This window comes from Sunxiuqinia sp. sy24, from assembly GCF_052677165.1.
Window position 1 is genome coordinate 492,730 of the sequence record NZ_JBQYLH010000001.1, and the last position, 23,818, is coordinate 516,547.

Sequence of the window (23,818 nt, forward strand, 5' to 3'; positions counted from 1 at the left end):
TTTTTTCTTTTTGATGTGCTTAGCGAGCTATTTTTTTCGAACCTAGCACTAATCTACTGGTGGTCGCGTGGGGGATTCAATAACCAGGCTCGTTAAATCTTACAGTTTTTTAAATTCCAAAAACGAACGCAGGTAATTGTTATCATTATTGAGTATCGAACATTGAGCCTCAAACTCCCAGTTGTTTTCTGCATTTAGGGCAGAAAGACCAGCTTTTTTGGTCAATATCCTCGACGTAGGTGCTTGACCGCATCACACAAGTGGGCGTGATGCAATGGATGAGCCCAAAGGCATGCCCCAGCTCATGGATGACTTCTTTTCGCAGCCGATCGACAAAAATGCGCTCATCGGCCTCAATGCCATAGCGCTCGTTTCGCAGCCGGTAGGCCGAGGCGATGCCGCAGCGTCCGTTTAAAAAAGCTTGCCCGAAAATGAAAGTGAGGATGGGGATGTACAAATCAACATTGAAAACGGCGAGTGTTTTGGCTTGATCCGAAGCAAATTGCAGGTCAATATCCTGCAGCAGGCGGTTGCCGTTGTATTGCCGGCGTGTGGGATCAAAATAAAGACTTAAATCGAGATGACCTTTACGAACGATGACCGGGATACGAAATTCGCGTTCGACATCATACATGATTTCACCGAGAAAACGTTTCTCGAAATATCCGAATGAAATTAGTGTGATGTTTTCCGGCTTCATGCATCAGGCGGTTTTAGCGGCAATTGGTAGTTTTAGCTTGAACTTTGAATGAGTCAAATTTCCCATTCCTGCCAATTGACAAGCTATTTGCTTTGCTTGAGTTGATACTTTTTGATTTTGTTGTATAAAGTTACCCGATCCACTTTCAGCGCTTTGGCCGAGGCCGAAATGTTCCAGTTGTATTTATTTAGAATTTGAAGGACATGATGTTTTTCAATGTCATTCAGACTTTCAAAAGAAGGTGTAGATTCCGGCCGGTCGATCGGTAGATCTTTCAAGGTGATCTTCTTGCCATTTCCCACCACAATGGCTCGTTCGATCATGTTTTCCAGCTCACGGATGTTGCCCGGGAAAGGAAATTCCTCCAGTCGTTTTAAGGCGGCCGGATCGATGGTCATGATGGCCCGGTTCATGGTTGTGCAATATTTTTTGATGAAATAATCGACTAGGCGGGGAATGTCATCGGTGCGCTCGCGTAGGGGCGGTACGTTAATGTTGACTACGTTGAGGCGGTAGAAGAGGTCTTCGCGGAAGACACCATTATCTACCATGGTTTTCAGGTCGCGGTTAGTGGCGCAAATCACCCTGAAGTCAGACTTGATTTCTTTGTTTCCGCCCACGCGCATAAAGCTTTTACTTTCGAGTACCCGCAGTAGCTCAACCTGCATTTTCGGAGAGATTGTCGCAATCTCATCCAGGAAGATGGTGCCGCTGTCGGCCATTTCAAAACGCCCTTTCCGGTTGTAAACCGCTCCGGTGAAAGCACCTTTCTCATGCCCAAAGAGTTCACTTTCCAGCAAACTTTCGGATAAGGCACCGCAATGAACGCTGACTAGCGGAAAGTACCGCCGGGGTGAATTGGCATGAATGGCGCGGGCTACCAGCTCTTTGCCGGTGCCACTTTCGCCTGTGATGATGACCGAGGCATTGGATTGTGCCACACTTTCAATCTCGCGCAGTACTTGTGTCATGGCTTCACTTTCACCAATCAGATCTTCCACATTTTCCAATGAAACAACTTTATCTTTCAGCACCTCATTTTCTTCCATCAGCGTGATTTGTTTCGACGCATTGCGGATGAGGTGCGACAGGTCGTCGGGGTCGAAGGGCTTGGTTACGTAGTCGAAAGCTCCGTCTTTAAGAGCCTGAACAGCTGTTTCAACGGTGGCAAAGGCAGTCATCATAATCACGATGGCATCCTGTTGAATGGTTTTGATGCGTTTGAGCATTTCCAGTCCGTCCATGCCCGGCATTTTTATATCGGCCAGCACAATGTCAAAGCTTTCGGATTCCAGCCTGTTCAGCGCCACTTTGGCATTTTCGGCACAGGCCACATGATAGCCGTCTTCAATAAACCAATTGTATAAGGAATCTCTTACAGAGCTTTCATCGTCGACGACAAGTATGGCGATTTTTTTGGTCATGGTTGTTTTGCTTAAGTCTTTAGTAATGGCAGGGTAATAGCTATGATTGTTTCTTTTCCTGGTTCTGATTTGGCTTCTGTTTCTCCTTTGTGATTTTGAATGATTCCATGAACGATGGATAAGCCCAGTCCGATGCCGCTGGCTTTTTCCTTGGTCGAAAAGAAGGGTTCGAACACATAAGGCAGGTCGGCTTCGGCAATGCCAACGCCATTGTCAATGACCTCAATCCGGATGTGATTAGGATCGGGGTTCAGCGTGCGAAGAGTAATCTCTCCGTTTTCTCCAACCGCCTCGGAGGCGTTCACCAGGATGGCCATGCAGGCTTGTTTAATTTGATTGGGGCTGCAAAAGATCAAGTCATTTTTTGCCGATAAGTCAGCCAAAAAGTGAATATTGGCTATTTTCATGGGGTGGTGCATCAGTTCAACGGTATCGTTTAAGATGCCATGCAGGTGTTTGGCTTCAAAGCCTTCCTGGTCTTTTTTAGAGAAGTCGAGCAGGCCTTTCACAATGTCGCCACAGCGCTTGGTCTCGCTTTCAATTAGTTTCAGGTTCTTGAGCATGGTGTTTACCTTCGCCGGATCGAGGTTCGGGTTGCTCAGCTGTTTGTGGATAAGCTTGGTGTAAATCAGGATGCCGGAAAGCGGGTTGTTAATTTCGTGCGCCACCGACAGGGAGAGCTTGCCCAGCGAGGCGATGCGTTCAATGTTAATCAGTTCATTTTGGGCTTGCCCCAGTTCTTCTGATTTTTTCTGCACCTTATATTCCAGTTGCTGCGACCAGTTCTGTAGTTCGGTGTTGGCCGTGTGCAGGTTGTCCAGCATTTCGTTGAAGGCGTAGGAAACCATGCGCATGTCGGATAACGAATTGGGTTTAATTCGTAGTCGGGTGCTCTTATCGCCTTTGGCGACCTTTTCGGCGGCACGAATAATCTCATTCAGCGGATTTTTAATTTTTTTAGTCGTGAATAGGATTAAAAACAGAATGAGCAGGATGGTCATCAGGGCAGCCATCAGAAAGAAATCGGTGGTTGACTCTTCGAGCGCACTGTCCAGTTTCGCCAAGGGCATTTTAATCATCAGCGAGCCCAGCACTTTTTCATCGGCGCTGTGGGCATGACAGGCTGCAGTGTGGCAGGAAGGATTGTTTAGGATGGGCGATTTGATCATTAGGTTCCGGATGCTGTCGTTGTCCGGATTCATGATACACTCGCTTTTGGCTTCAATGATCCGGTAGGATTTTTCTTCGGTCGAAAACATCTGACCAAAATCCTGGTGACAGCTGATGCAGTCGGGGTCGCTGTGGTTGGCCGAGTTGTTCGAAATTGACGTGTACACCAAGTTGTTGTTTGTGTCGTACATGCTCACATTGTCGATGCCCGACATGTCGTTTATCAGGTCAAGCGTCCGCTGAAGCGAGGCCTGGTCATTTTTCAGCATGGCATCATACAAGGCTCCTTCTACCAGAAACCCGATGTTGTTGCCGTTCTCGCTGATCACCGATTTCATGTAGTTTTCATTCACCGAACGGAAAATAACACCAAAGGATACAAACAGAAAGAAGGACGAGATAGCGATGATAAAAACGACCCGTCCGTAGATGGAGGACCGGAACTTGACATACCCATTTACCAAGGGGCTGCCAACGCGTTGTTTTTGTTCTATTTTTTTTAACCAGGGCATGGGTGCAGGCTAAAGTTAGTAATTAGGACGAAGTTAGTCGAAAATTGAAACCGGAGTCTATTCTTCATTTTGTTTTATAACATCTAATTGCGATAGCCAGTCATTTAAATCGTCAAAACGGCTGAAGCGATGTGGCTTGCACACCGCCTCAAAACCGTTTCTTTTCATGAAGCACCAGGCTTCAAGCGTATTAGATTGAGCTGATTAAGACAGGAATGTCTCCTGGAAGTCCTGCCATACTTCCGGAGGCAATTCGGCCAGTGGTTGATCGACAAGCTCGCCTCCATCTTGCAGCACCACTTGAGTGGGATCGGCCAGGTGTTTCGTTACCGAGACCGAGAGAAAGTCCTTAAAGCGATTTAGTTCCTGAGCGGCCCAGTTGCTGGCATCTTCGGCCAGAAAGTGCGTGTTTGTATCTGCTTTCCAGTTCGATGGTTTAATGGCGTACATCCAGCCCTGCCGATACGGATCCTCTTTCATCAGACCGGGCTCGTCGGCCAGCATCTCGTTGGTTTGTTGAATCTCACCCGAAATAGGTGAGAAAATACGAAGGCTTTTCCCGTCTTGGTTGATCTGGGTTAACAGCTCGCCTTTATGGATTCTGTCGCCCGGTTCTTTCAGGTGTGTAATGTTTACTTCGCCGGTCAGATGTAGCAGCAGGTCGTCAAGCCCAACTCTGGCTACTCCGCTTTTTTCGAGGTAAGCCCAGCTGTGAAACTTGCTGAAGAAGATTCCGTGAGGAATACGCAGCGTGGCAGCGGTGATCAGTCTGCCAGCCAGTTGCATTTGGCTGGCAGACTTCGACTTTCTTGTCAGTAGCATCCAGAAAGGAATCATTAAGAGGAAAAAGCCAATGATAGCCAGGTACTCGATTCCTTTGGTTGCAAAGATATTGGTGTATGAAAATCCGTCCATGATCTTATATTTTAGGTTGTTGAATCAAACTCAGCAACGGGTTAATGATTGTTATTTTTTGCCCACTTCGGCGGTTCGTCAAGCACAGGCATTCTACTAATGACCCAGCGGAAAATCCAAATCTGAATGAGAATGATGGTAATGCTGACGACAATTTCCATCCACGAGGGAACATAGTGTACCGCGGCGTCCCAGCGGAAGGCGATGATGGATACGTTGAGCCGGTTCAGAATAATTCCGAGGATGGTGATGATAGCGGCTACCCGGCTCAGCAAGATGCTGGATGTGCGAGAAGCGTAGAAAAATAAGGCCATCGGAATAAGCACAAAACCAATCATCTCGAGTAAGAACCAATAGCCCATAGGTGTATTGAGTAGATCCCAATGCTGCCCATGTATGAAGACCAGAAATTGCATGGCCAGATAGGCGAACATGGAAAAAGCACAGATTTTGGACAGACTTTGTACCATGTTGTTGCGAGCCTCACGGTTCTTTTTGCTAATCTTTCTGAAAAATACCCGCTGACTGATGGAGCCTTCAAAAATAACCATGGAGAGGCCGGCAAAGACACTGGATACCAGAAATAGAATGGGGATGAACTCGTTGTACCACAGCGGGTGAATCTTTTGGCTGGCCATCAGAAACAGCGCACCTAAGCCGGATTGGTGCAGCGTGGAAAGCGTAATGCCAAAAATAACGGCTCCCAAGGTTAGGCCGGAGAGTAGTTTGTGGGCACGACGGGCACCTAGCCACTCGGCAACAGCCGGCGAAAATTCGATCAGCTGAGCCACAATGTAGAGTAAAAAGTGCCAGGCTACCAAGAACAGCACCGAGCTGGCTCCAAAATTGTTGCCGATAATCGGGTTGAAGATGTTCCAGGGCTTTCCCAGATCAAGGACCAGCGCTCCGGCGTAAAACATATACGCGAGAAAGCCGTTCAGCACCGTGACCCGCACGATGGAGTGAAACTTGTCGACCTTTAGAATATAGACAATGAAAGTGAGCACATAGGCGCCGCCGGCAAAAGCTACGCCGGTTACCACGTTGAAGCCCTTCCAAAGCCCCCAGGGGATTTCCTGGTTGATGTTGGAAACTGCTCCAAGGCCTTGTGAAAAACGGATGACAATGAGCGTCAAGCCTACCAGAATGATCGGAATGGAAATGAGGTTGAAGGGCGTTGACCATTTCCCTCTGGGCTTCAGCTCACTCATCAAAAATCGCCAGGTCGATTGATTTTTGTCTGCTTTGGTTAATGGAATTATTGGGCTAGTCATAATTTTCGTTGTTAGTTTTTCTTGATTTAGTAGCTTCATGAATGCCTAGTAATAGCGTAGGCACAAGGACAAAAACAGAAGGGACACTGTACAGAAATCCTTTGGTCAGGGCCGGATAAGAGGATTTCTGAATCCTGGTGTCGAAGCCTAGTTCGTCAGCGGTAACCGGAGCAAGGTATAAATAGCCCGTGCCACCAGCTACTTTTTCGCCATAAATGGAATCGATATAGAGCTCGGGAATTTCCGCGATCCGGCGACGGGCTTCAGCGACTAGCTCCCTTCGGGTTCCGAAGAACAGGGCATCTCCACAGGTTTCTACACAAACCGGTTTTTCGCCCTTAATGATTCGGTCGTAACACATGTCACATTTCTGAATCTTCGGGTTGTTGCTTCCATATTCAAATTTTGGAACATCAAACGGACACGAAATCATACAGTAGCGGCATCCCATACATTTGTCTTCGCGCCAGATGACTGGCCCCTCTTTGGTTTTGTACATGGCCTGGGTCAGGCAAGCAGCTGTGCAGGCCGGCTCATTGCAATGCATGCACTGGTTACGCACATAAACTTCGCCCTGGGAGGTTTCGTAGCTGTTGAGGACACAGCGTTGATTTTCACTGGTTTTGCGCAACACTCCTACTTCAGGTTTGTCTGTCGGTTCGGGCAGGTCGTGGGCTTTGGCGCAGGCTTTCTCGCAAGCCTGACAGCCGATACAGATGCTTGAATCATACAGAATTCCGTGAAATTCGGTATCCTCATTATCAGACTTCGCCTTGGGCGATCCCGAAGCATTGACACCGATAATGGTCATGCCGGTTATCGCAATGCTTTTGAAGAATTTTCTACGATCGATTGTCATAATTCTACTTTTAGGATAGTGATTATAAGCGTTTAGTGTATTGGTTATTTAGAGGTGTCGATGAACTTGGTTTGAAAATCTTCCCAAACATCAGGGCCAAGGTCTGTCAGTACATTATCTGTCAGTTCTCCACCATCCTGAAGCACCAGGTGCTCAAAAACCAGGGTATTGGTGTTGGCCGCTTTTGCGAGAAAATCTTTTAGGCGAGTAAATTCATCTTCCAACCATTCCTTATAGCGATCAACCCGAAAAAGCAAGCGTACTTCGCGGTTCCAGTTGAGGGGCTCAATCTTATAAACCCAGCCGTCGGAATAAGGCGACGTATTTAGTTGTGTCGGCGTACTCAGCAGCGATTGGTTTTGTGCTTTGATGACTCCGGAAACCGGGGAGTAAATCTCCAGTTGTTTTCCTTCACGAATGATAGTCAGAATCTTTTCACCTTTGCGAATTTTGTCACCGGTGTCTTTTAGTTTGACTTGTGTCAGTGCTCCAGTTAAGTGTTGCAGAAAGTCGTCGACACCGATTTTGACCAGGCCGTCGCGTTCCATGAAAGCCCAGGTGTGGGTTTTATCATAGAATAATCCGGCTGGCGCTTCAATCGAATCTTCATTCATGGCAGAAGTCATTTCAATGTCCTCGCTTCCAATTCCCGGCTGGTCTTCTTGTTTAGAACGAACAAGCCGGTAAACGGTAACAAGAACAAGTGCCAGAGCCGCAGCGAGTATCCATCCTAAATGTAGTCCAGGGGTGCTGTTTCCGGGGGGGAGTTGTACGGTTGGTTGAATTAAAGCCTCAATATTGGCGGTCATTTCGCGGCTTGAAAGTGAGCTGTAGCCTGAGGCGACCAACTGTGCTTGTCCCTTAGCGCTTATCCAGCTCAGGAAATCAATGGTGACCTGCTGGCTGGGGTTCGAAGTGGCCACTGCATAAATATCGCCACTCAATTCGGTAGGGTATTTCCCAAGCCAAACCCCGCGGGTCAGCGTTTCCGGTGTTTGGTAAATGTTTTCGAAGCGGTCCATGCGTCCGTTCCTGTTTTTGTCAATAGGCAGGATACTGATTTGTGAAGCAAATGTTTTGTCCTCAGGATTTAAAATGTCGATCAACCTGCAAAAGCCAATGGCATTTACGTCCTGTTGTACGGCTGCAATCAGCTCTTCTGCCGAAGCAAGTGTGGTTGCCTGAATGGCTGCTTGCTCCATTTTGGTGTAGTTGGCTAGTTTTGCCTGGATCTGCTCGCTGGCGGTGATATACGTTTTTGCCGAATTGTGGGCAACGCCATCAAGCACCAGACTCCAGTTCGGATTTTCAGAAACCAGTAGGGCCAGCTCTTCCGCATGAATGCCTTGGCGTTGGATTTCTGGAATTAAGGGATTATTCGAATTGATGATTGGCACGACAACATCATGTCCAACAACCATCTTCCAGCTTGTCTCCTCTAAAACGAATTTGGGCTGGAGGGTAGTCAAGTAGAGTTTTTCTTCAGCAAATGCTGTTCCCTCCGTTAATGTGCTGATCGTGATTTTCTGTTGTGGGTGTTGGTTTTCAAAGTTGGCCACCCAGTTTGAAGTCAGGTCCAATAGCTCAGGAGAGCTGACAATTTGCAAGTTTGTTTTTTCAGGCTGATCTCCTGTTTGGTTATCATCTACGACACGACCGATACCAGCCATGCTGTAAAGTAGGAATGATACCGTAAAAAAAGCTGATAAAATGGTTTTCATAACGTTGATATTAAGTGTGGGTTTTATATGAGTATCTGTAATGTGTTGATATACAGTGTTTGTTTTGTTTCGCGTAATGTATTGCCAAATAGAATGCCAAAGAGTGTTCGGGTTGTAAGTGTCACATAGCCAGTGCTTAAAGGTTTGTGGTGTTGTTGGCTAAAATAGATGAAGGTGTTGATAAATTAAACAGCAGCTTTTGCTTGCTACTGCAATGCGTTGAATGGCAGTTGTGTATGCGTGGGTGTTGAAAAGTGCAACACTGTTGAATAAAACAACATGTTTTGTGGAATGCTTTGGAAATCCGTCCGATAGAAAATGGGGAAAGCTGAAATTATTTTTTTCTCCAGAGGTGAAGTTGGAGCGTTTTTGTGGTGAGGAACTAATCGTAAATTTTCAAAACTAATCCTTTTTTTATTGCAGAGCCAAGTCAGCTTTTTCATTATTTTTGTGCTCATGAAGAATACGATCGCGCCAAAAACAATTGTGGGTATCGGAAGTGCCCTGATAGATATTCTGGTTCAGTTAGACGATGACCAGCTATTGGATGATTTTCAGTTGCCCAAAGGCAGTATGACCTTGGTGGATGCTGCTCTTTCGCAGAAAATCTTGGACTCGACCAAAGGAATGAGTCGATCAATTGAAACTGGCGGATCAGCTGCCAATACGTTGCGGGCCGTTGCTCAGTTGGGCGGAAAAACAGGATTTATCGGGAAGATCTCAAATGATCAGATGGGGCATTTTTTTAAAGATGAGTTTGAGAAAAATCAGATTACCCCTCATTTGTTTTACAGTCAGATACCAACCGGGAAAGCGGCAACTTTGATTTCACCGGACTCGGAGCGCACTTTTGGTACGTACCTGGGAGCCGCCAGTGAATTGGTGGTGGATGATTTGTCGGAAGACTTGTTTGCGAGCTACAACTACCTGCACATTGAAGGTTACCTGGTTTTTAACCACGAGTTGATTGAGGGAATTTTAAAGCTTGCGAAAAGTCAGGGACTAAAAGTCGCCTTGGATTTGGCAAGTTTTAATGTGGTAGAAGCGAATCTGGATTTTCTAAAGCACCTGATTGATGAGTATGTGGATGTGGTGTTTGCCAATGAGGAAGAAGCGAAAGCTTACACCGGATTGGAGCCGGAAGCAGCATTAAAACAAATGGCCTTGCAGTGTGAAATTGCTGTGGTAAAAATAGGGAAGGATGGTTCCATGATTCAGGCAGGTGATCAGTTTATAAAAGTGGATACGCCGGAGGTGAAAAGCTTGGATACCACTGGGGCAGGGGATGTCTATGCTTCAGGCTTTTTGTATGGCCTCGCTCATGACTTTTCGTTAGAAAACTGTGGAAATCTAGCCTCTTTGTTGGCTAGTAAAGTTATTCAGGTTTTGGGTGCGAAAATTCCCGATGGTGAGTGGCCTGGGATATTTGAGGAAGTTGAAAAATGGAAGAATTGAATGACCGAAGGGAGGATGAGCTTAGCATTTTTTGAAAGTCACATTCAATTCAGCAAAAAATAGGAACAAGGGAAAGGCCACGGCTGCTGTCATTTAAAGACGAGCGACCGTGGCCTTTCACTTAATTTGATTTGTTTAGAACAAGCCGTGTATCTGGGCGTCAATTTTATCAATCACGCTACTCAGGTCTTCCGGATTGTTGGTGATATTAATATTGTCGACATTAACAATTAGTAGCTTGCCAGCTTTATAACGGTTGATCCAGGCTTCGTAACGCTGGTTGAGTTGTTTGAGGTAATCCAGCCGGATCGAATTCTCATAGTCGCGGCCTCGCTGTTGAATTTGGTTGACCAATGTTGGCACCGTTGCCCGGAGGTAAATAAGTAGATCGGGTGCTTTTACCAATTGGTTCATCAATTGAAACAGGGTTGAATAGTTGTTGAAGTCGCGCGTAGACATTAAGCCCATGGCATGAAGGTTGGGCGCGAAAATTTCAGCATCCTCGTAAATGGTCCGATCCTGCACGACGGTTTCTCCCGATTTCTGGATGTTCATCACCTGCGAAAACCGACTGTTTAAAAAGTAAATTTGCAAGTTGAATGACCAACGTTGCATGTCCTCGTAAAAATCATTGAGATACGGATTTTCATCCACATCCTCATAATGAGCTTTCCAACCATAGTGTTTAGCCAGTAGGGCGGCAAGAGTTGTCTTTCCGGCGCCAATGTTACCTGCAAGTGCGATGTGCATGATCTTGTTTTTTCAATTATATTTTACAAATTTAAGCTTGTTGTTATAATCCGGGTCTCATTTCTGCAATCTTTTTTGAAGCTCGTTTAGTTCGTCCAGGTATTTCCGATTATTAGCCAATCGTGGAATTTTATTTTGTCCGCCTACTTTACCTCGCAGCTTCATCCATTCATAAAATAGATTGGGCTTAGCTATTACTAAGTGAGGTTTTTCTAACGTCAGGTTTTTATGACGTTTGGCTTCGTAATCCGAATTGAGTGTTTTCAGCGAATCGTCCATGACTTCGATGAAGTATTCAAGGTCTTCCGGCTCCTGTTCAAATTCGATGATCCATTCATGCGCTCCTTTTTGGTCGTCTTTCATAAAAATGGGGCCGGCCGTGTATTCTTTCACAATTGACCTTGTTCGTTCTGTCGCAATTTTCAGCGCTTGCTCGGCGTTGTCAACAATCATTTCCTCTCCAAACGCATTGATGAAATGTTTAGTGCGTCCGGTGATCTTAATTTTAAATGGCTTTTTAGACGTAAACTGAATGGTGTCGCCAATGATGTAGCGCCACAAGCCCCCATTGGTGCTGATAACCAGTGCATAATTTTTATCCAGTTCCACTTCGCTTAAGCTTAGTGTTTTCGGATTTTCGTCCTGCAGGTTTTCCATCGGGATAAATTCGTAATAAATACCATAGTCGAGCATAAGCAGCATGTCGTTGCTATCCGGGTCATCCTGAATGGCAAAAAATCCCTCCGAGGCATTGTAAGTTTCCATGTAATTCATGGCAGAGGACGGAATAATCTTTTGGTACTGCTCCCGATACGGATCAAAGTTGATTCCTCCGTGGATAAAAACTTCGAGGTTGGGCCAAATATCCAGAATGCTGCTTTTTCCGGTATGTTCGAGTATGCGGTTGAGCAAAACTAAAAACCAGGATGGAACGCCCGCCAGCGAGGTTACATTTTCGTCCAATGCCTCGTCAATAATCCGGGCAATCTTTTCCTCAAACTCTTCGAGCAGGGCAACTTGAACAGAAGGCGTGCGAATAAATTCGGCCCAGAACGGCGTGTTCTCGATTAAAATGGCCGAGAGGTCACCATAATACGACTTATTGCTGAAATTATTCACCTGCTGGCTTCCGCCAAGAGTCAATGTTTTGCCGAATAAAACACCCGATTCAGGATTGTTTTTCAGGTAAAGGGCAAAAACATCTTTGGCTCCCCGGAAGTGAACATCCTCGAGCGATTGTTTGCTGACAGGAATAAACTTGCTTTTGTCGTTGGTGGTTCCCGACGATTTGGCAAACCACTTGATGTCGCCGGGCCAGAGAAGATTTTTCTCCCCTTTCCGCAGCCGATCGATATATGGAGCAAAATCTTCATAGTAGCGGATGGGAACCCGTTCCTTAAACTCTTTTTCAGAACGAATGCTTTTAAAGTCGTATTGTTTCCCAATTTCGGTGTCGCGTGCTTCTTCCAGCAAGTTGAAAAATACTTCCAGCTGGACATCAAACGGATGCTTTTTAAAGAGGTCTATTTGGTAGATTCGTTTAAAATTAATCCAGTTTATGACGGAATTGATAAATGGCATTGACGTTTTCTTTACTGTTTAGACAATCATTTTTGCAGCTTGCTTTTTCTGCAGGAATCAAATTTATCTTTTTTGTTTGAGACTACCTATTGCCCGATGGGCAAAAATATTTTTCTATTTTTACTTCAAATCTTTTCAAATTAAGAAAAGCATCGGTTTGTTTCCTCATTTAAATACTTTGGTGTGAATTACATTGATATTGTTCTTGCTGTTTTGCTGATACTTGCGGCATTTCGTGGTTTTTATAAAGGTTTTGTTGCTGAGGTGGCCTCGTTGGCTGCTTTAGTATTAGGGGTTTGGGGAGCCATTCATTTTTCACATCTGACCGCTGACTTTATTGTCGAGACCTTCAGTTATCACTCGGATCATCTCGCGTTGGTTTCATTTCTTGTCACTTTTGTGGTGATTGTTCTTCTGGTACATTTGGTTGGCAAGGCCGTTGAAACCATTGTCTCTGCTGTGGCATTGGGATTTATTAACCGCCTGGCAGGAATTCTTTTTGGCGTGATTAAATCGGCCTTGATTTTAAGTGTGGTTCTGTTGATTTTTGATGAGGTGGACGAGAATGTGAAAATATTGCCACGGGATGCGAAAGAGGAATCGCAGATGTATGAGCCGGTTAAGAATTTGTTACCCAGTCTGTTGCCCTTTATTAATATACGTGATGTTGATGCGGGCTTATTTGAACGGCAAAAGCATATGAAACATGAGGATAAAGAAGTGGTTTAAGCGCGAAAAGCGATCGTTTGATGATCTGGAAGAGCATGCCTGTTCCAACTGCTCTCATGAGTTTAAAGGGTTTTATTGTCCCAACTGCGGACAGTCCAGCTCGGAGTTTGATCGACCGGTAGGCTTTGTTTTTTACGATTTCTTGGGAAACCTTCTGGCTTTTGACTCCCGCTTTGTTCGCACTTTCCGGGATTTGGTTTTTAAACCGGGTTTCTTGACGGTGGAATTTTTTAAGGGGCGACGTGCGCGGTATGCACCACCTTTCCGGATTTATATCTTCATGAGTTTTATCTTGTTTCTGCTTTTGCAAATAATGAGCAATCGAGGCTTAAATGTAGCGCTTGAATATTCCATGAGTCAGCAATGGAATGGGGTTTTGGCGTCCGATTCGGTGGTAAACGCATCGCTCGATTCTCTGGAGGTTCAATTGAATCTGGCGGATAATCCGGAGTCGTCCATGCAATTGGATTATGCTGATTTGTTGCAGGCAGGTAGTCTGGGAAAAGGTTTGCATCGTTTGGCGAATCAGCTGGAGACGAAAGCTGAACGAGAGGACGACCCGATTAAGCGGGGAGAGCTGTTTCATTTGGCTCAAATGTTTCGGTCGCCTGACCAGCTGATTGCGAAGTTTCTGAAATACCTATCCTATGCTTTTTTTATTTTACTGCCGGTTTTTGCCTTGCTGCTTAGCTTGGTTTATTTCTGGCAAAAGATTTTCTACATCCGTCATTTAATCTTCTCGGTCCATCTGCATGCATTTATCTTTTTTTTATTGAGCCTGGAGGTGACGGCCTATTTAACTCTTCCTGACCGAATGTCAGCCTTTTCTTTGTGGCTGTTGTTGCTCATTCCAGGCTATTCATACTGGGCTTTAAAAAAAGTTTACAAGCAGACTTATCTGAAAACGTTGGGTAAATTTCTGTTTCTCGGATTTACATACAATATTATTTTGATGGCTGCCGTGGTTGCTGTTTTTATTAATGTTTTGGGAGGGGTTTAAGGAGGCGCGAACAGAATCATCCGATTAAAATATAAAACTGAACCTTCAGCCCTTAACGGTTCATTTTTATATCTTTGCCAAATTTTACGGCCCGATTCATTTTTGCTCATTTCGAAAGTATTTGTCACCGAAAAAGTGAATGCAGGTCAATTTAAATTAGTACAGATCAATAATTCAAATAGTTACAGATGAACTTTGTTGAGGAATTAAACTGGCGAGGCATGATCCACGATATTATGCCCGGAACTGAGGAGCAACTACAAAAAGAATTGACTTCGGCCTATGTAGGGATTGATCCGACTGCGGACTCATTACATATTGGGCACTTGGTTGGTGTGATGATGTTGAAGCATCTTCAGTTGGCTGGACACAAGCCAATTGCTTTGATTGGCGGAGCTACAGGTATGATTGGTGATCCTTCGGGCAAGTCGCAGGAGCGTAACTTGCTGGATGAAGAAACCCTTCGACATAATCAGCAATGCTTAAAAGCCCAGTTGAACCGATTTCTGGATTTTGATTCGGGCGAGCCCAATGCGGCCGAGTTGGTGAATAACTACGACTGGATGAAAGACTACAGTTTTCTTGAATTCATTCGTGATATTGGCAAGCACTTGACCGTTAACTATATGATGTCGAAAGACAGCGTGAAGAAACGTTTGGGCGAAGAAGCCAAAGTGGGGATGTCGTTCACCGAGTTTTCGTACCAGCTGGTACAGGGAACCGACTTTTTGCACCTTTACCGCGCGAAAAACTGTAAGCTGCAAATGGGCGGTTCAGACCAGTGGGGAAATATCACCACCGGAACTGAGCTGATCCGTCGTAAAGAGAGTGGTGAGGCTTTTGCCTTGACTTGCCCTTTGATAACCAAAGCAGACGGAACCAAATTTGGCAAGACCGAAAGCGGTAATGTTTGGCTGGATGCTAAATTAACTTCCCCCTATAAATTTTACCAGTTCTGGCTGAATACTTCGGATGAAGATGCCGAGAAATACATCAAAATTTTCACTCTTCTCAATAAAGAGGAAGTGAATGAATTGGTGGTTAAGCACCGTGAAGCTCCTCATGCCCGCGAACTACAGAAAAGACTGGCTGAGGAAGTGACGGTGATGGTACACTCGCGCGAAGATTATGACATGGCCGTGGAAGCGTCGCAAATCTTGTTTGGCCGTGGAACCGCAGAAAACCTGAAAAAGCTGGATGAGCAGACTTTCTTGGCGATTTTTGAAGGCGTCCCTCAGTTTAGGGTTTCGAAAGCGGAGCTGGCAGCCGGTATTAATGTGGTTGATTTGTTGGCAGATACGGCAGCTGTTTTCCCTTCAAAAGGAGAACTGCGACGCACGATCAAAGGCAACGGGCTCAGCATTAATAAAGATAAAATCACTGATCAGGAATTAGTGGTCAACGATGACTACCTGATTGGCAATAAGTATATTCTGGTTCAGAAAGGAAAGAAAAATTATTTCTTGCTGATTGCAGAGTAAGTTGGAGGGTGTCTAAAAAATTGGCATTGGTTTGTTCAAAATCATGCAGCATATTTTTTAGGCACCTTTTTTTTGTTCCCTATTTTGGGAGTAGTTGCTTACTTCGACTTGATTTATTGGTCAATATTGAATACTTTTCAAGGAATTGTACACAGGAGCTTAATTTATATTTTGCTTTCGGGAATTATACGAAACAGAAAGTATAGTCGTTCAAGGAAATGACCAAACACCTAGATTTTTATGAAAAGCTTTTTTGATAACCAGAACCTTATAGCCATTGTCTGGAAGTGGAAAGTACATCTGCTACTAGTCGGGGTACTTGCCGTCGTTGGTGCGGCTATCTTTTCTTCGCCCCTGTTTATTCAGCCTTTATTTCAGTCGCAAGCTCGGATTTATCCCACCAATACACGTACGTTTTCCGAGGAGTCGGAGAGTGAACAGATGCTGGAAGTGCTTAATTCATCGGATCTTAAATGGCAGGTTGTTGATGTTTTTGATTTGGCAACACGCTTTGATATTTCGACTGGCGATCGTTTCTTTCGAACCAAAGTGATGGAGGAGTATAATGACCGAATCACCTGTAAGAAAACAGAGTATGAATCGATTGAAGTGAAAGCGCTTGATGCTGATGCGCAGGTCGCCAGCGCCATTGTTGATTCGTTGATTCATTTTTACGACCGCAAAGTTTTAGTGCTGCACCGACAAAAATCGCGTGAAATTGCTTCGTCGTTGCAGAAGCAGCTGAGGCGCAAGAAAATGCAAATAGCTCAGGTTTCGGAAGAGATGGAGCCTTTGAGATCGGAATATGGGCTGCTTGATTATGAAATTCAGGCTGAGCAGGTTACCCAGGGTTATTTGTTGGCTTTGGCTGAAGGAGCAAGCAGCCGCGCGGTGGCTGACATCAAGGAGCTAAAAGCAAACCTTGAAGAAAAAGGAGGCGCTTTTTTTCTACTGCAGAAAGAACTTGGAGCTTTGGAGGAACAGCGTGATACGCTGGCCAATCGCTATGACAAAGCCCTGACAGAGGCTGAAAAGAATACGACCTATACGATGGTTATTGAAAAACCGTTTCCTGCTGATAAAAAGGCTTATCCTGTCCGCTGGTTGATTGTGTTGCTCAGTTTGATAGCGGTAGAGATGTTAGCTTTGCTTACGATTTTTAGTCTCGAAGGAATCCATTCGTCAAACCACTAGATGTTGTTTCGCAAAACTTCCCGTATTGTTCTTTTTTACAGCATTGCTGTCTTGTTTCTGTTGCTTAACTTTTATTTTGTTGTTTGTCAGGAAACATTGCTGTTAAGTTTATTGCCCTTTGTTTTGGCAGTGGTGCTCACGGCTTTTGTGCGTATGGATCGTTTGTTGCTTCTGGTGGCTTTCTTAACTCCTTTGTCATTGCCTTTGCATGATTTGGTTGAAGGCTTATCCTTCGATATGTATCTGCCTACAGAACCGTTGTTGTTTTGCGTGCTGTTGTTGTTTCTGTTTCAGCTCGCCCGCCGTCGAACATTTGATAGGCGGTTGTTAAAGCATCCTGTATCGCTTGCTCTCTATTTTTATCTGGGCTGGATGTTGCTTACTTCACTGACCAGCAGCATGCCAATCGTTTCATTGAAATTCTGGTTGTCGAAGCTCTGGTTTCTGGCTGCCTTTTACTTTTTGGGCTTTCTGCTTTTTCAGAAGAAAGAAAATATTTATCGATTTGTGGGGCTTTATAGCAGTGCGTTTGTTTTGGTTATTTTTTATGCCTGGTCGCGTCATTTTGCCTTAGGGTTTAACAATGTTCAGGCAGCTCATTTTGTCATGAACCCTTTTTATAAGGATCATACATCTTATGGTGCTATGTTGGCTTTTTTTATCCCCATTTTGCTAGGCATCACTTTATTTAAGGGGTATCGTAAACGCTTTCGGTTGTTGGCCGCTCTGGCTTTACTTCTATTTTCAGCAGCCTTGCTATTGTCCTATAGCCGGGCGGCTTGGTTAAGTTTGGCAGCCGCTGCTGTCGTATGGGGGATTTTGAGACTTCGCATTCGTTTTCGTCCTTTATTGATTACAGGGCTGACAACCGTTGCTTTAATTTTTATTTTTCAAACTGAACTGCTTAACCTGCTGGAGAGCAATGATCAGGAGTCATCTACTAATTTGATGACCCACATTTCCTCGATGACCAATGTTTCCAGTGATGCCTCCAACCTGGAGCGGATTAACCGATGGAGCTGCGCCGTGCGCATGTTTGAAGAAAAGCCATTTTGGGGATGGGGACCCGGAACCTACATGTTTCAGTATGCGCCTTTTCAGTTAACGCGACACCGGACCATTATCAGTACAAATTCGGCCAATCGTGGAAATGCGCACAGCGAATACCTGGGGCCTTTGGCTGAGTCGGGTTTTCTGGGGCTGCTAAGTTTTCTGATGTTGGCTAGTGCTGTGCTTTATGCTGGTGTTCATGCCTATACCCGTGCGTCGGATAAGGAGATTCGCCTGCTTATTTTATCTACAATGCTTGGGCTGGTGACCTACCTGGTTCATGGAACGTTAAATAATTTTCTGGATACCGATAAGGTGGGCGTCCCGTTTTGGGCTTTTGTAGTTATCCTGGTTGTGCTTGATTGGAAGACCAAAGAGCAACGAAATGAGTTGTCCGCAAAGTAAAAAAGCCCGGTTTCCCGAGCTTTTTAGTCCTTGTAAAAGGTTTTATTTTTTTACACGTTCGCTGTACGAACGTTCGCGGGTATCCACTTTGATGATGTCATTTTCATTAATGAAAAGGGGAACCATAATTTCAGCTCCAGTTTCAAGTGTGGCAGGTTTCAAGGCTGTAGAACTTGCAGTGTTTCCTTTTTCTCCGGGAATGGTTTGAGTGATTTCCAGCTCCACGAAAGGAGGCAATTCGGCCGTCAGCGGTGTTTCATTCTCCGTTTGAAAGTTTACCTCAATCATTTGTCCTTCTTTCATCAAATCGGCATTTTCAATCATGTCCGGATCCAGTGAAATTTGCTCAAAAGTTTCGGTGTGCATGAAGTTACACCCCATGTCATCTTTATACAGATATTGGTATGGTCTTCTTTCAACTCTTACAACATCTACTTTTACGCCGGCATTGAAGGTGTTCTCAATCACTTTGCCAGTTTTTACATTTTTCAATTTTGTGCGCACAAAAGCGGCACCTTTGCCGGGCTTAACATGTTGAAATTGTACAATGGTAAAGATCTGTCCGTTGTATTCAATTGTCAGTCCGTTTCTAAAATCTGATGTACTTGCCATATCTTTGAATTATAATGAATTACAGAATTTGCTGCAAAAATAGTTATTTTCTGGTTAATAACTTCCTTTTCTACAGCTAATCGATTCATTTGTTGACCTTAGTCAACTTGCTCAATACCGTTCTTTTTATAGGAGAACAGCTCACATTTTAGTGCGCCAACTTTCAGGTCAAATTCAAGCAATAAAGGAATTCGGTGTTCGTCATTGGTAATGTAAAACTTTAGTCCGCTATTGCTGTTCAGTACTTTACCTTTATCGATGCGCGGTTGAATGATATGGCATTCTTTGGTTCCGAGTTTGGATTTTATTTTGGTTTTTCCCAGATATTTCACCTTCATTGTGAAATACTCATCAGCATGAAAAACCGGCAAGGAAAATTCTTCACCACCGTCAAACTGGTCAAGGTAATTGGTATTTCGCATGTAGAAAAAGGCCGTAACAAAATCGACGGTGTTGTGCGGTACTTGGCGTGGACCAGACCGCTGTGAATAAATTGAATCACGGTCATTAAAGAAAAATGCTTCGTTGTACCAGCGGTAGTTTCCTTCTTTAATGTTTCGGATGGCTTTATAGGGCAGGTAGGTTTCCGGATCAACAATACTCTCATAAATGTCGTGAACCCCAAACAGCATGTTGGTAACTCCTACCGTGTTTCCGTCCAGAAGGAGGTGAATGGCCTCTTTCCCTTCATAGGTGGTGTCTTCAACACTTAATAATGCTTCGCCACCTTTAAAAAAACTGTACTTCATGTGGTATTTTAGTTCTTCTTTGGGCTGTGCACTGGTCAAAATGCTGGCGAGTAGAAAGGGGATGACAAAGTGTAGTTTCATTGTTTCAGAATGTTTTTCTTGGGAATGCCCGCGATGAAATCTTTTAAGTAAAAAGGTTCAAAATAGGCGACATCCTCCAATTGGTTATTATCAAAAGCCGTTTGAGCAAGGGAACACATAAATTGTGCCGAAGTTTTAATGTTGTTGATAAAGAAGGCCTTGGGATGATTGATGTGGGGCTGGCATTTGCTCGCTCCATTGCCGAAGAAAACCAGCGTATGTTTTTCGAGCTGACGGTCAAAGGTATTGGGCTCTATAATTTTGGCTGAAACAGGCTCTATCTCTTGGTTTTGTTGGTCATACATGGCTGTGTACACTTCCATGCGACGAGCATCAATCATGGGGCATAAAAGCAGATCAGGGGCTGCTTGAATATCATATTTCTCAAGATTGGAGCTTACATGATGGCTCATGGCTTGCAATGGGCTGATGGCAATCAGAGGTATTTGATTAGCATAACAAATTCCTTTGGCCAGCGAAACACCAATGCGGAGACCGGTGTATGAGCCTGGTCCTTTGCTGATGGCAACTGCTCTTAGGTTGCTGAAAGTGAGTTTATTCCGCTGGATGAGTTGATCAGCAAAAACACTTAACAAACGGGCGTGGTTTTGGCCTTCATCACTTTCAATAAGATCAATCAATTGTCCATTTTCCGATAGGGAAACGCTACACACTTCAGTTGATGATTCAAGATTTAATATTAGAGTCATTGTTTTCTCGTTTAAACAACAAAATTAAGATATTAACAGCACAAGCACCTAAAATGATTTGGAAAAATAAGTAATGCTTTTTTGTTAAAAACAATTGGTTTAAAAAGTCTAAATAATTTTTATTTTTTATTAGTTTTAAATGATTTTTAATCAGGCACAATGTATAGAGCTGCAATTATTGATGATGATCAGTTAGCCCGGAGGGTTTTATTTCGAATATTAGATCAGCACTTTCCTGACATTGAGATGGTTGGGGAGGCTGATTCCGTTAAGGGTGGGATCGAGTTAATTGTAAAAGAAGCACCTGACTTGGTTTTTCTCGATATCGAAATGCCTGATGGTACCGGTTTTGACTTGATTGAAAAATTACCGAAAGTCAATTTTAAGCTTGTGTTCACCACTTCATACAGCGATTATGCCATTACTGCTTTTAAATATTCAGCTTTCGATTACATTCTGAAACCGGTCTTGGTTGAGAATGTAAAATCAACCATTCAGAGAATCAGCGATATACCGGTGTTGAATGAAAAGCATCGGGTTGAAGTATTGAAGAACAACATCGAAAAGAAAGATGAAAGTTCACATGTTACCATCGCCCTGCCTGAGATGAATGGTTTCGCCATTATTAAAGTGACCAATATTCTCCGTTGTGAAGGCGAACGCAACTATACGCGGGTTTTTTATCAGAACGGAACCTCGGTTCTAATTAGCCGTACCTTGCTCGAGTTTGACCAATTGCTCGTTCCCCATGGTTTTTGTCGTATTCATCGCTCACATCTGGTTAATCTTAAGTATGTTGATCGCTACCTGAAAACCGATGGAGGGCTGGTTGAATTATCCGATAAATCACAACTCCGCGTTTCCCCAAAATACAAAGAAGAATTGCTGGATAAACTGCTTCACAACCGACTGTAAAAACGCGTGAATCGGCTTTGGCTGTACTGTTTTCCGTGTTCGCTAGTTTGACTGCCCTGTTTGCTAATTCCAATATTTATCTGTTTGCTTAAAGTATATCTTTATTGTCTTTTAAGAGAGAGAGAATTAGTTTAACTCATAGAGCCATCTGTGAATTAAGCTATGAGGAATTCAATTAAGGGTGAATGAGAGATTTAAGAAAGTTTTACCAAATACTCCTTTTAACATTTATTTGCCTGATAGCTCATCATGAGGCATACTGCGAAATTATTATTAATACCCCAACCACTTATCATACCGACATTACCATTTCTGAGAATTTAATAGTAAACGATACACTTATTGTAGAGGGAACTTTAAATTTAACCAATAAGGTTGTAATGACCATAAATTCGGGAGGTGTCGTTATTATTTATCAAGATCTAAGCACGGATAATAAGATTACCTTGGATATTGACAGCTACTTGTTCATTCTAGGCTCGTTAACCCACAGTGGAGCTGAAAAGCACGCAGAAGCAATGGTTTCGGATGGTTCACATGTTTATATCTTTGGCGATGTTTCTGCTGATTTTGACAATACCGATATAGCTTGTCCTGATGTTGACTATGAACAAGGAACTTTAAATGATTGCGGTCACGGGACGCTTGACGATTTTTTGGAAGGTGAATCTGACAATCCTATTTTTGAACAGATTATTTCCGAGAAGGTTGAATTAGTTGATAATTTATCTGCCGATCCTGAAAACGCACAGCTCTGTATAGGAGGTTTTATAAACTTAGTTATTGGAGAAAGTGATGCAACGAATATTTTTTGGTATCGCAATGGGAGCAAAATCGAAAGTGTTGGTTCATTATCCCAAGAAGTAAATACTGAGGGAATTTACTTCGCTATTTACAAAGTTGGCACTCAGTGGTATCAAACCAACGAAGTTTCGGTAGTTACTGATAATATAGCTCCTTTGATCACCTGTCCGGCCGATTCAGATGCGACCTGTATTGAAGCCATCTCTTCTCCGGCGACTACCCTCACCCAATTTATTGAGAGAGGCGGAACTGTTTCAGACAATTGCACCACGAACGATAACTTGATCTTCGCGTGGGAGGGAGATGTCACCGACAAAAGAGATCAAAATAATCCTTGTCAGGTAGAACGAACGTATACCATTACCGACGAGGCCGGAAATGCACGAGCTTGTGTCCGGAAATTCATCATTACGGATGCCGCTGTACCTGTAATTGAGGATTGCCCGGCTGACATCATTGATTTTACTGAAGATAAGTGCGAGAAAGAGATCAGTATTGCCGCTCCCAATAATTTTACGGATGGGTGTGGTTTTGGCGATGTTTCGGTTTATCATGCTTATACGATCGACGATATTCCTGTGAATGGATTAGGAGATATTGAAAATGTCGCTTTTCCTAAAGGAACAACGATTATTACCTGGAGCTATGAGGATGAATGTGGCAACATGGCAAGCTGCGAACAAGCCATTACTATTGAGGACAACACCGCGCCAATCGCAAGCTGTCCAGCCGATCAGGAGCTGGACGCCGGAAGCAATTGCTCTGTGTCGCTCGCCGATTACACCAATCTTTTGCTTGACTTAACCGACAATTGCGACAGCAATCCAACGGTTACGCAAAGACCTGCTGTCGATACTGAAGTTTTTGCCGATACCGAGGTCTGGTTGATTTATGCTGATGAAGATGGCAACCGGGATTCGTGCAGTTTCATGGTCAACCTGACCGACCTGGCTCCGCTCGATATCTCCGAAATGACCTACGATGATGATCAGTCTGGCGAAGGCGCGATCGGGTCGGGACAAAAGCCATTCATCACCTCTACTCATCGCTATGGCATTGATCAGGCTGAAGCGAGTCCCGAAGAATATACTTACACTTGGCTGGTGCTCGATCAATTGGGAACAGAAGTGACCCCTGATATAAACTATCCCGATAACAATCCCCGAAACGCTGTTATCGCTTTTTCAGAAAGTTATTTTGATGCAGGTGATTTCTATACCATACGCGTAGTCAAGGAACAAAAAACAGGCAGTTGCTTGGCTGTTTTTGAACTCAACATTGAAATTCAGGAAACCAATTTCAATTCCGGTGTCAGTCCACTTGATCCAACCTGCCAGGACGGAGGAAATGGAACAACAACGGTTGTGTTATGGGTCGTTGACTTTACCGGAGGCGTCGAGCCTTATGCTTTCGATTTTACCATTTCGGATGGGACGGATGGCTGCTCGGGGCAAGTTTCCAACTTATTAACCAATGATTCGGAATCGATCGTGAGTACCGAAATGTGTGATGAAACCTATGCAGTAGCTGTTACCAAAGAGTCAGGAGCACCGGCCGTGCAAATTGCCTTCACGTTTGCAAGTGAGGCTGGCGTGGATAAAACTTTTAACCTAACCGTCGATTCGGCCACCGACCAGTTTAGCATTACCAAACAAAGCATCAGTACCGACGAGCACGATGACGTGACTCTTTGGGGGGTTCCAATAATCTCTTTCGAATGATAATAG

The 23,818-nt window shown here is 44.2% G+C and carries 20 protein-coding genes; 8 read left to right on the forward strand and 12 right to left on the reverse strand.

Going from position 1 to position 23,818, the window contains the following annotated elements:
* Window positions 1-169 precede the first annotated feature (169 nt).
* The 7 genes from ACUNWA_RS01885 to ACUNWA_RS01915 form a co-directional block, all read right to left on the reverse strand.
* A complete protein-coding gene (locus ACUNWA_RS01885; protein WP_445590182.1) occupies window positions 170-700 on the reverse strand; it encodes an archaemetzincin family Zn-dependent metalloprotease in 531 nt (176 codons plus the stop codon).
* 83 nt (window positions 701-783) lie between these two features.
* The gene (locus tag ACUNWA_RS01890; protein WP_445590183.1) at window positions 784-2,124 is read right to left on the reverse strand and encodes a sigma-54-dependent transcriptional regulator; all 1,341 of its coding nucleotides are present in this window, start codon (window positions 2,122-2,124) and stop codon (window positions 784-786) included.
* Between the two features lie 11 nt (window positions 2,125-2,135).
* A complete protein-coding gene (locus ACUNWA_RS01895) occupies window positions 2,136-3,806 on the reverse strand; it encodes an ATP-binding protein (protein WP_445590184.1) in 1,671 nt (556 codons plus the stop codon).
* Between the two features lie 204 nt (window positions 3,807-4,010).
* On the reverse strand, window positions 4,011-4,721 hold the full coding sequence (locus tag ACUNWA_RS01900) for a glycine cleavage system protein H (protein ID WP_445590185.1): 711 nt from the start codon (window positions 4,719-4,721) through the stop codon (window positions 4,011-4,013).
* 41 nt (window positions 4,722-4,762) lie between these two features.
* The gene (gene nrfD / locus ACUNWA_RS01905; protein WP_445590186.1) at window positions 4,763-5,995 is read right to left on the reverse strand and encodes an NrfD/PsrC family molybdoenzyme membrane anchor subunit; all 1,233 of its coding nucleotides are present in this window, start codon (window positions 5,993-5,995) and stop codon (window positions 4,763-4,765) included.
* Complete coding sequence (locus tag ACUNWA_RS01910; RefSeq protein WP_445590187.1) at window positions 5,988-6,854, reverse strand: 4Fe-4S dicluster domain-containing protein; 867 nt, start codon at window positions 6,852-6,854, stop codon at window positions 5,988-5,990. The genes nrfD and ACUNWA_RS01910 overlap by 8 nt, the downstream gene beginning before the upstream one ends.
* Window positions 6,855-6,898: 44 nt before the next feature.
* The gene (locus tag ACUNWA_RS01915; protein WP_445590188.1) at window positions 6,899-8,575 is read right to left on the reverse strand and encodes a hypothetical protein; all 1,677 of its coding nucleotides are present in this window, start codon (window positions 8,573-8,575) and stop codon (window positions 6,899-6,901) included.
* Between the two features lie 456 nt (window positions 8,576-9,031).
* Between ACUNWA_RS01915 and ACUNWA_RS01920 the strand changes: the two genes are divergently transcribed.
* Window positions 9,032-10,030 (forward strand): adenosine kinase, encoded by a 999-nt coding sequence (locus tag ACUNWA_RS01920; RefSeq protein WP_445590189.1) that lies wholly within the window; start codon window positions 9,032-9,034, stop codon window positions 10,028-10,030.
* Between the two features lie 135 nt (window positions 10,031-10,165).
* On the opposite strand, the gene ACUNWA_RS01925 is transcribed toward ACUNWA_RS01920, so the two are convergent.
* Complete coding sequence (locus tag ACUNWA_RS01925; protein WP_445590190.1) at window positions 10,166-10,780, reverse strand: deoxynucleoside kinase; 615 nt, start codon at window positions 10,778-10,780, stop codon at window positions 10,166-10,168.
* A gap of 57 nt (window positions 10,781-10,837) precedes the next feature.
* Entirely contained in the window at window positions 10,838-12,361 is a 1,524-nt protein-coding gene (locus ACUNWA_RS01930) for a GH3 auxin-responsive promoter family protein (protein ID WP_445590191.1), read from the reverse strand.
* Between the two features lie 183 nt (window positions 12,362-12,544).
* Here ACUNWA_RS01930 and ACUNWA_RS01935 point away from each other — a divergent pair, with 183 nt between their 5' ends.
* The 5 genes from ACUNWA_RS01935 to ACUNWA_RS01955 all read left to right on the forward strand — a co-directional run bounded on the left by ACUNWA_RS01935 (window position 12,545) and on the right by ACUNWA_RS01955 (window position 18,220).
* Window positions 12,545-13,090, forward strand: coding sequence for a CvpA family protein (locus ACUNWA_RS01935; RefSeq protein ID WP_445590192.1), 546 nt, complete (start codon window positions 12,545-12,547; stop codon window positions 13,088-13,090).
* Window positions 13,068-14,090: a DUF3667 domain-containing protein gene (locus ACUNWA_RS01940; RefSeq protein ID WP_445590193.1), complete on the forward strand. Its 1,023-nt coding sequence runs from the start codon at window positions 13,068-13,070 to the stop codon at window positions 14,088-14,090. Before ACUNWA_RS01935 ends, ACUNWA_RS01940 begins: the two co-directional genes overlap by 23 nt.
* A gap of 188 nt (window positions 14,091-14,278) precedes the next feature.
* Window positions 14,279-15,571: a tyrosine--tRNA ligase gene (tyrS, locus tag ACUNWA_RS01945; protein ID WP_445590194.1), complete on the forward strand. Its 1,293-nt coding sequence runs from the start codon at window positions 14,279-14,281 to the stop codon at window positions 15,569-15,571.
* Between the two features lie 240 nt (window positions 15,572-15,811).
* On the forward strand, window positions 15,812-16,765 hold the full coding sequence (locus ACUNWA_RS01950) for a hypothetical protein (RefSeq protein WP_445590195.1): 954 nt from the start codon (window positions 15,812-15,814) through the stop codon (window positions 16,763-16,765).
* Window positions 16,766-18,220, forward strand: coding sequence for an O-antigen ligase family protein (locus ACUNWA_RS01955; protein ID WP_445590196.1), 1,455 nt, complete (start codon window positions 16,766-16,768; stop codon window positions 18,218-18,220). It begins immediately after the preceding gene.
* Window positions 18,221-18,262: 42 nt separating this feature from the next.
* On the opposite strand, the gene efp is transcribed toward ACUNWA_RS01955, so the two are convergent.
* The 3 genes from efp to tsaB all read right to left on the reverse strand — a co-directional run bounded on the left by efp (window position 18,263) and on the right by tsaB (window position 20,372).
* Window positions 18,263-18,832: an elongation factor P gene (efp, locus tag ACUNWA_RS01960; RefSeq protein ID WP_445590197.1), complete on the reverse strand. Its 570-nt coding sequence runs from the start codon at window positions 18,830-18,832 to the stop codon at window positions 18,263-18,265.
* Window positions 18,833-18,930: 98 nt separating this feature from the next.
* Entirely contained in the window at window positions 18,931-19,662 is a 732-nt protein-coding gene (locus ACUNWA_RS01965) for a DUF3108 domain-containing protein (protein ID WP_445590198.1), read from the reverse strand.
* A complete protein-coding gene (tsaB, locus tag ACUNWA_RS01970) occupies window positions 19,659-20,372 on the reverse strand; it encodes a tRNA (adenosine(37)-N6)-threonylcarbamoyltransferase complex dimerization subunit type 1 TsaB (protein WP_445590199.1) in 714 nt (237 codons plus the stop codon). Before tsaB ends, ACUNWA_RS01965 begins: the two co-directional genes overlap by 4 nt.
* A 159-nt stretch (window positions 20,373-20,531) precedes the next feature.
* Between tsaB and ACUNWA_RS01975 the strand changes: the two genes are divergently transcribed.
* On the forward strand, window positions 20,532-21,287 hold the full coding sequence (locus ACUNWA_RS01975; protein WP_445590200.1) for a LytR/AlgR family response regulator transcription factor: 756 nt from the start codon (window positions 20,532-20,534) through the stop codon (window positions 21,285-21,287).
* Between the two features lie 185 nt (window positions 21,288-21,472).
* The gene (locus ACUNWA_RS01980) at window positions 21,473-23,812 is read left to right on the forward strand and encodes a hypothetical protein (RefSeq protein ID WP_445590201.1); all 2,340 of its coding nucleotides are present in this window, start codon (window positions 21,473-21,475) and stop codon (window positions 23,810-23,812) included.
* Window positions 23,813-23,818 lie beyond the last annotated feature (6 nt).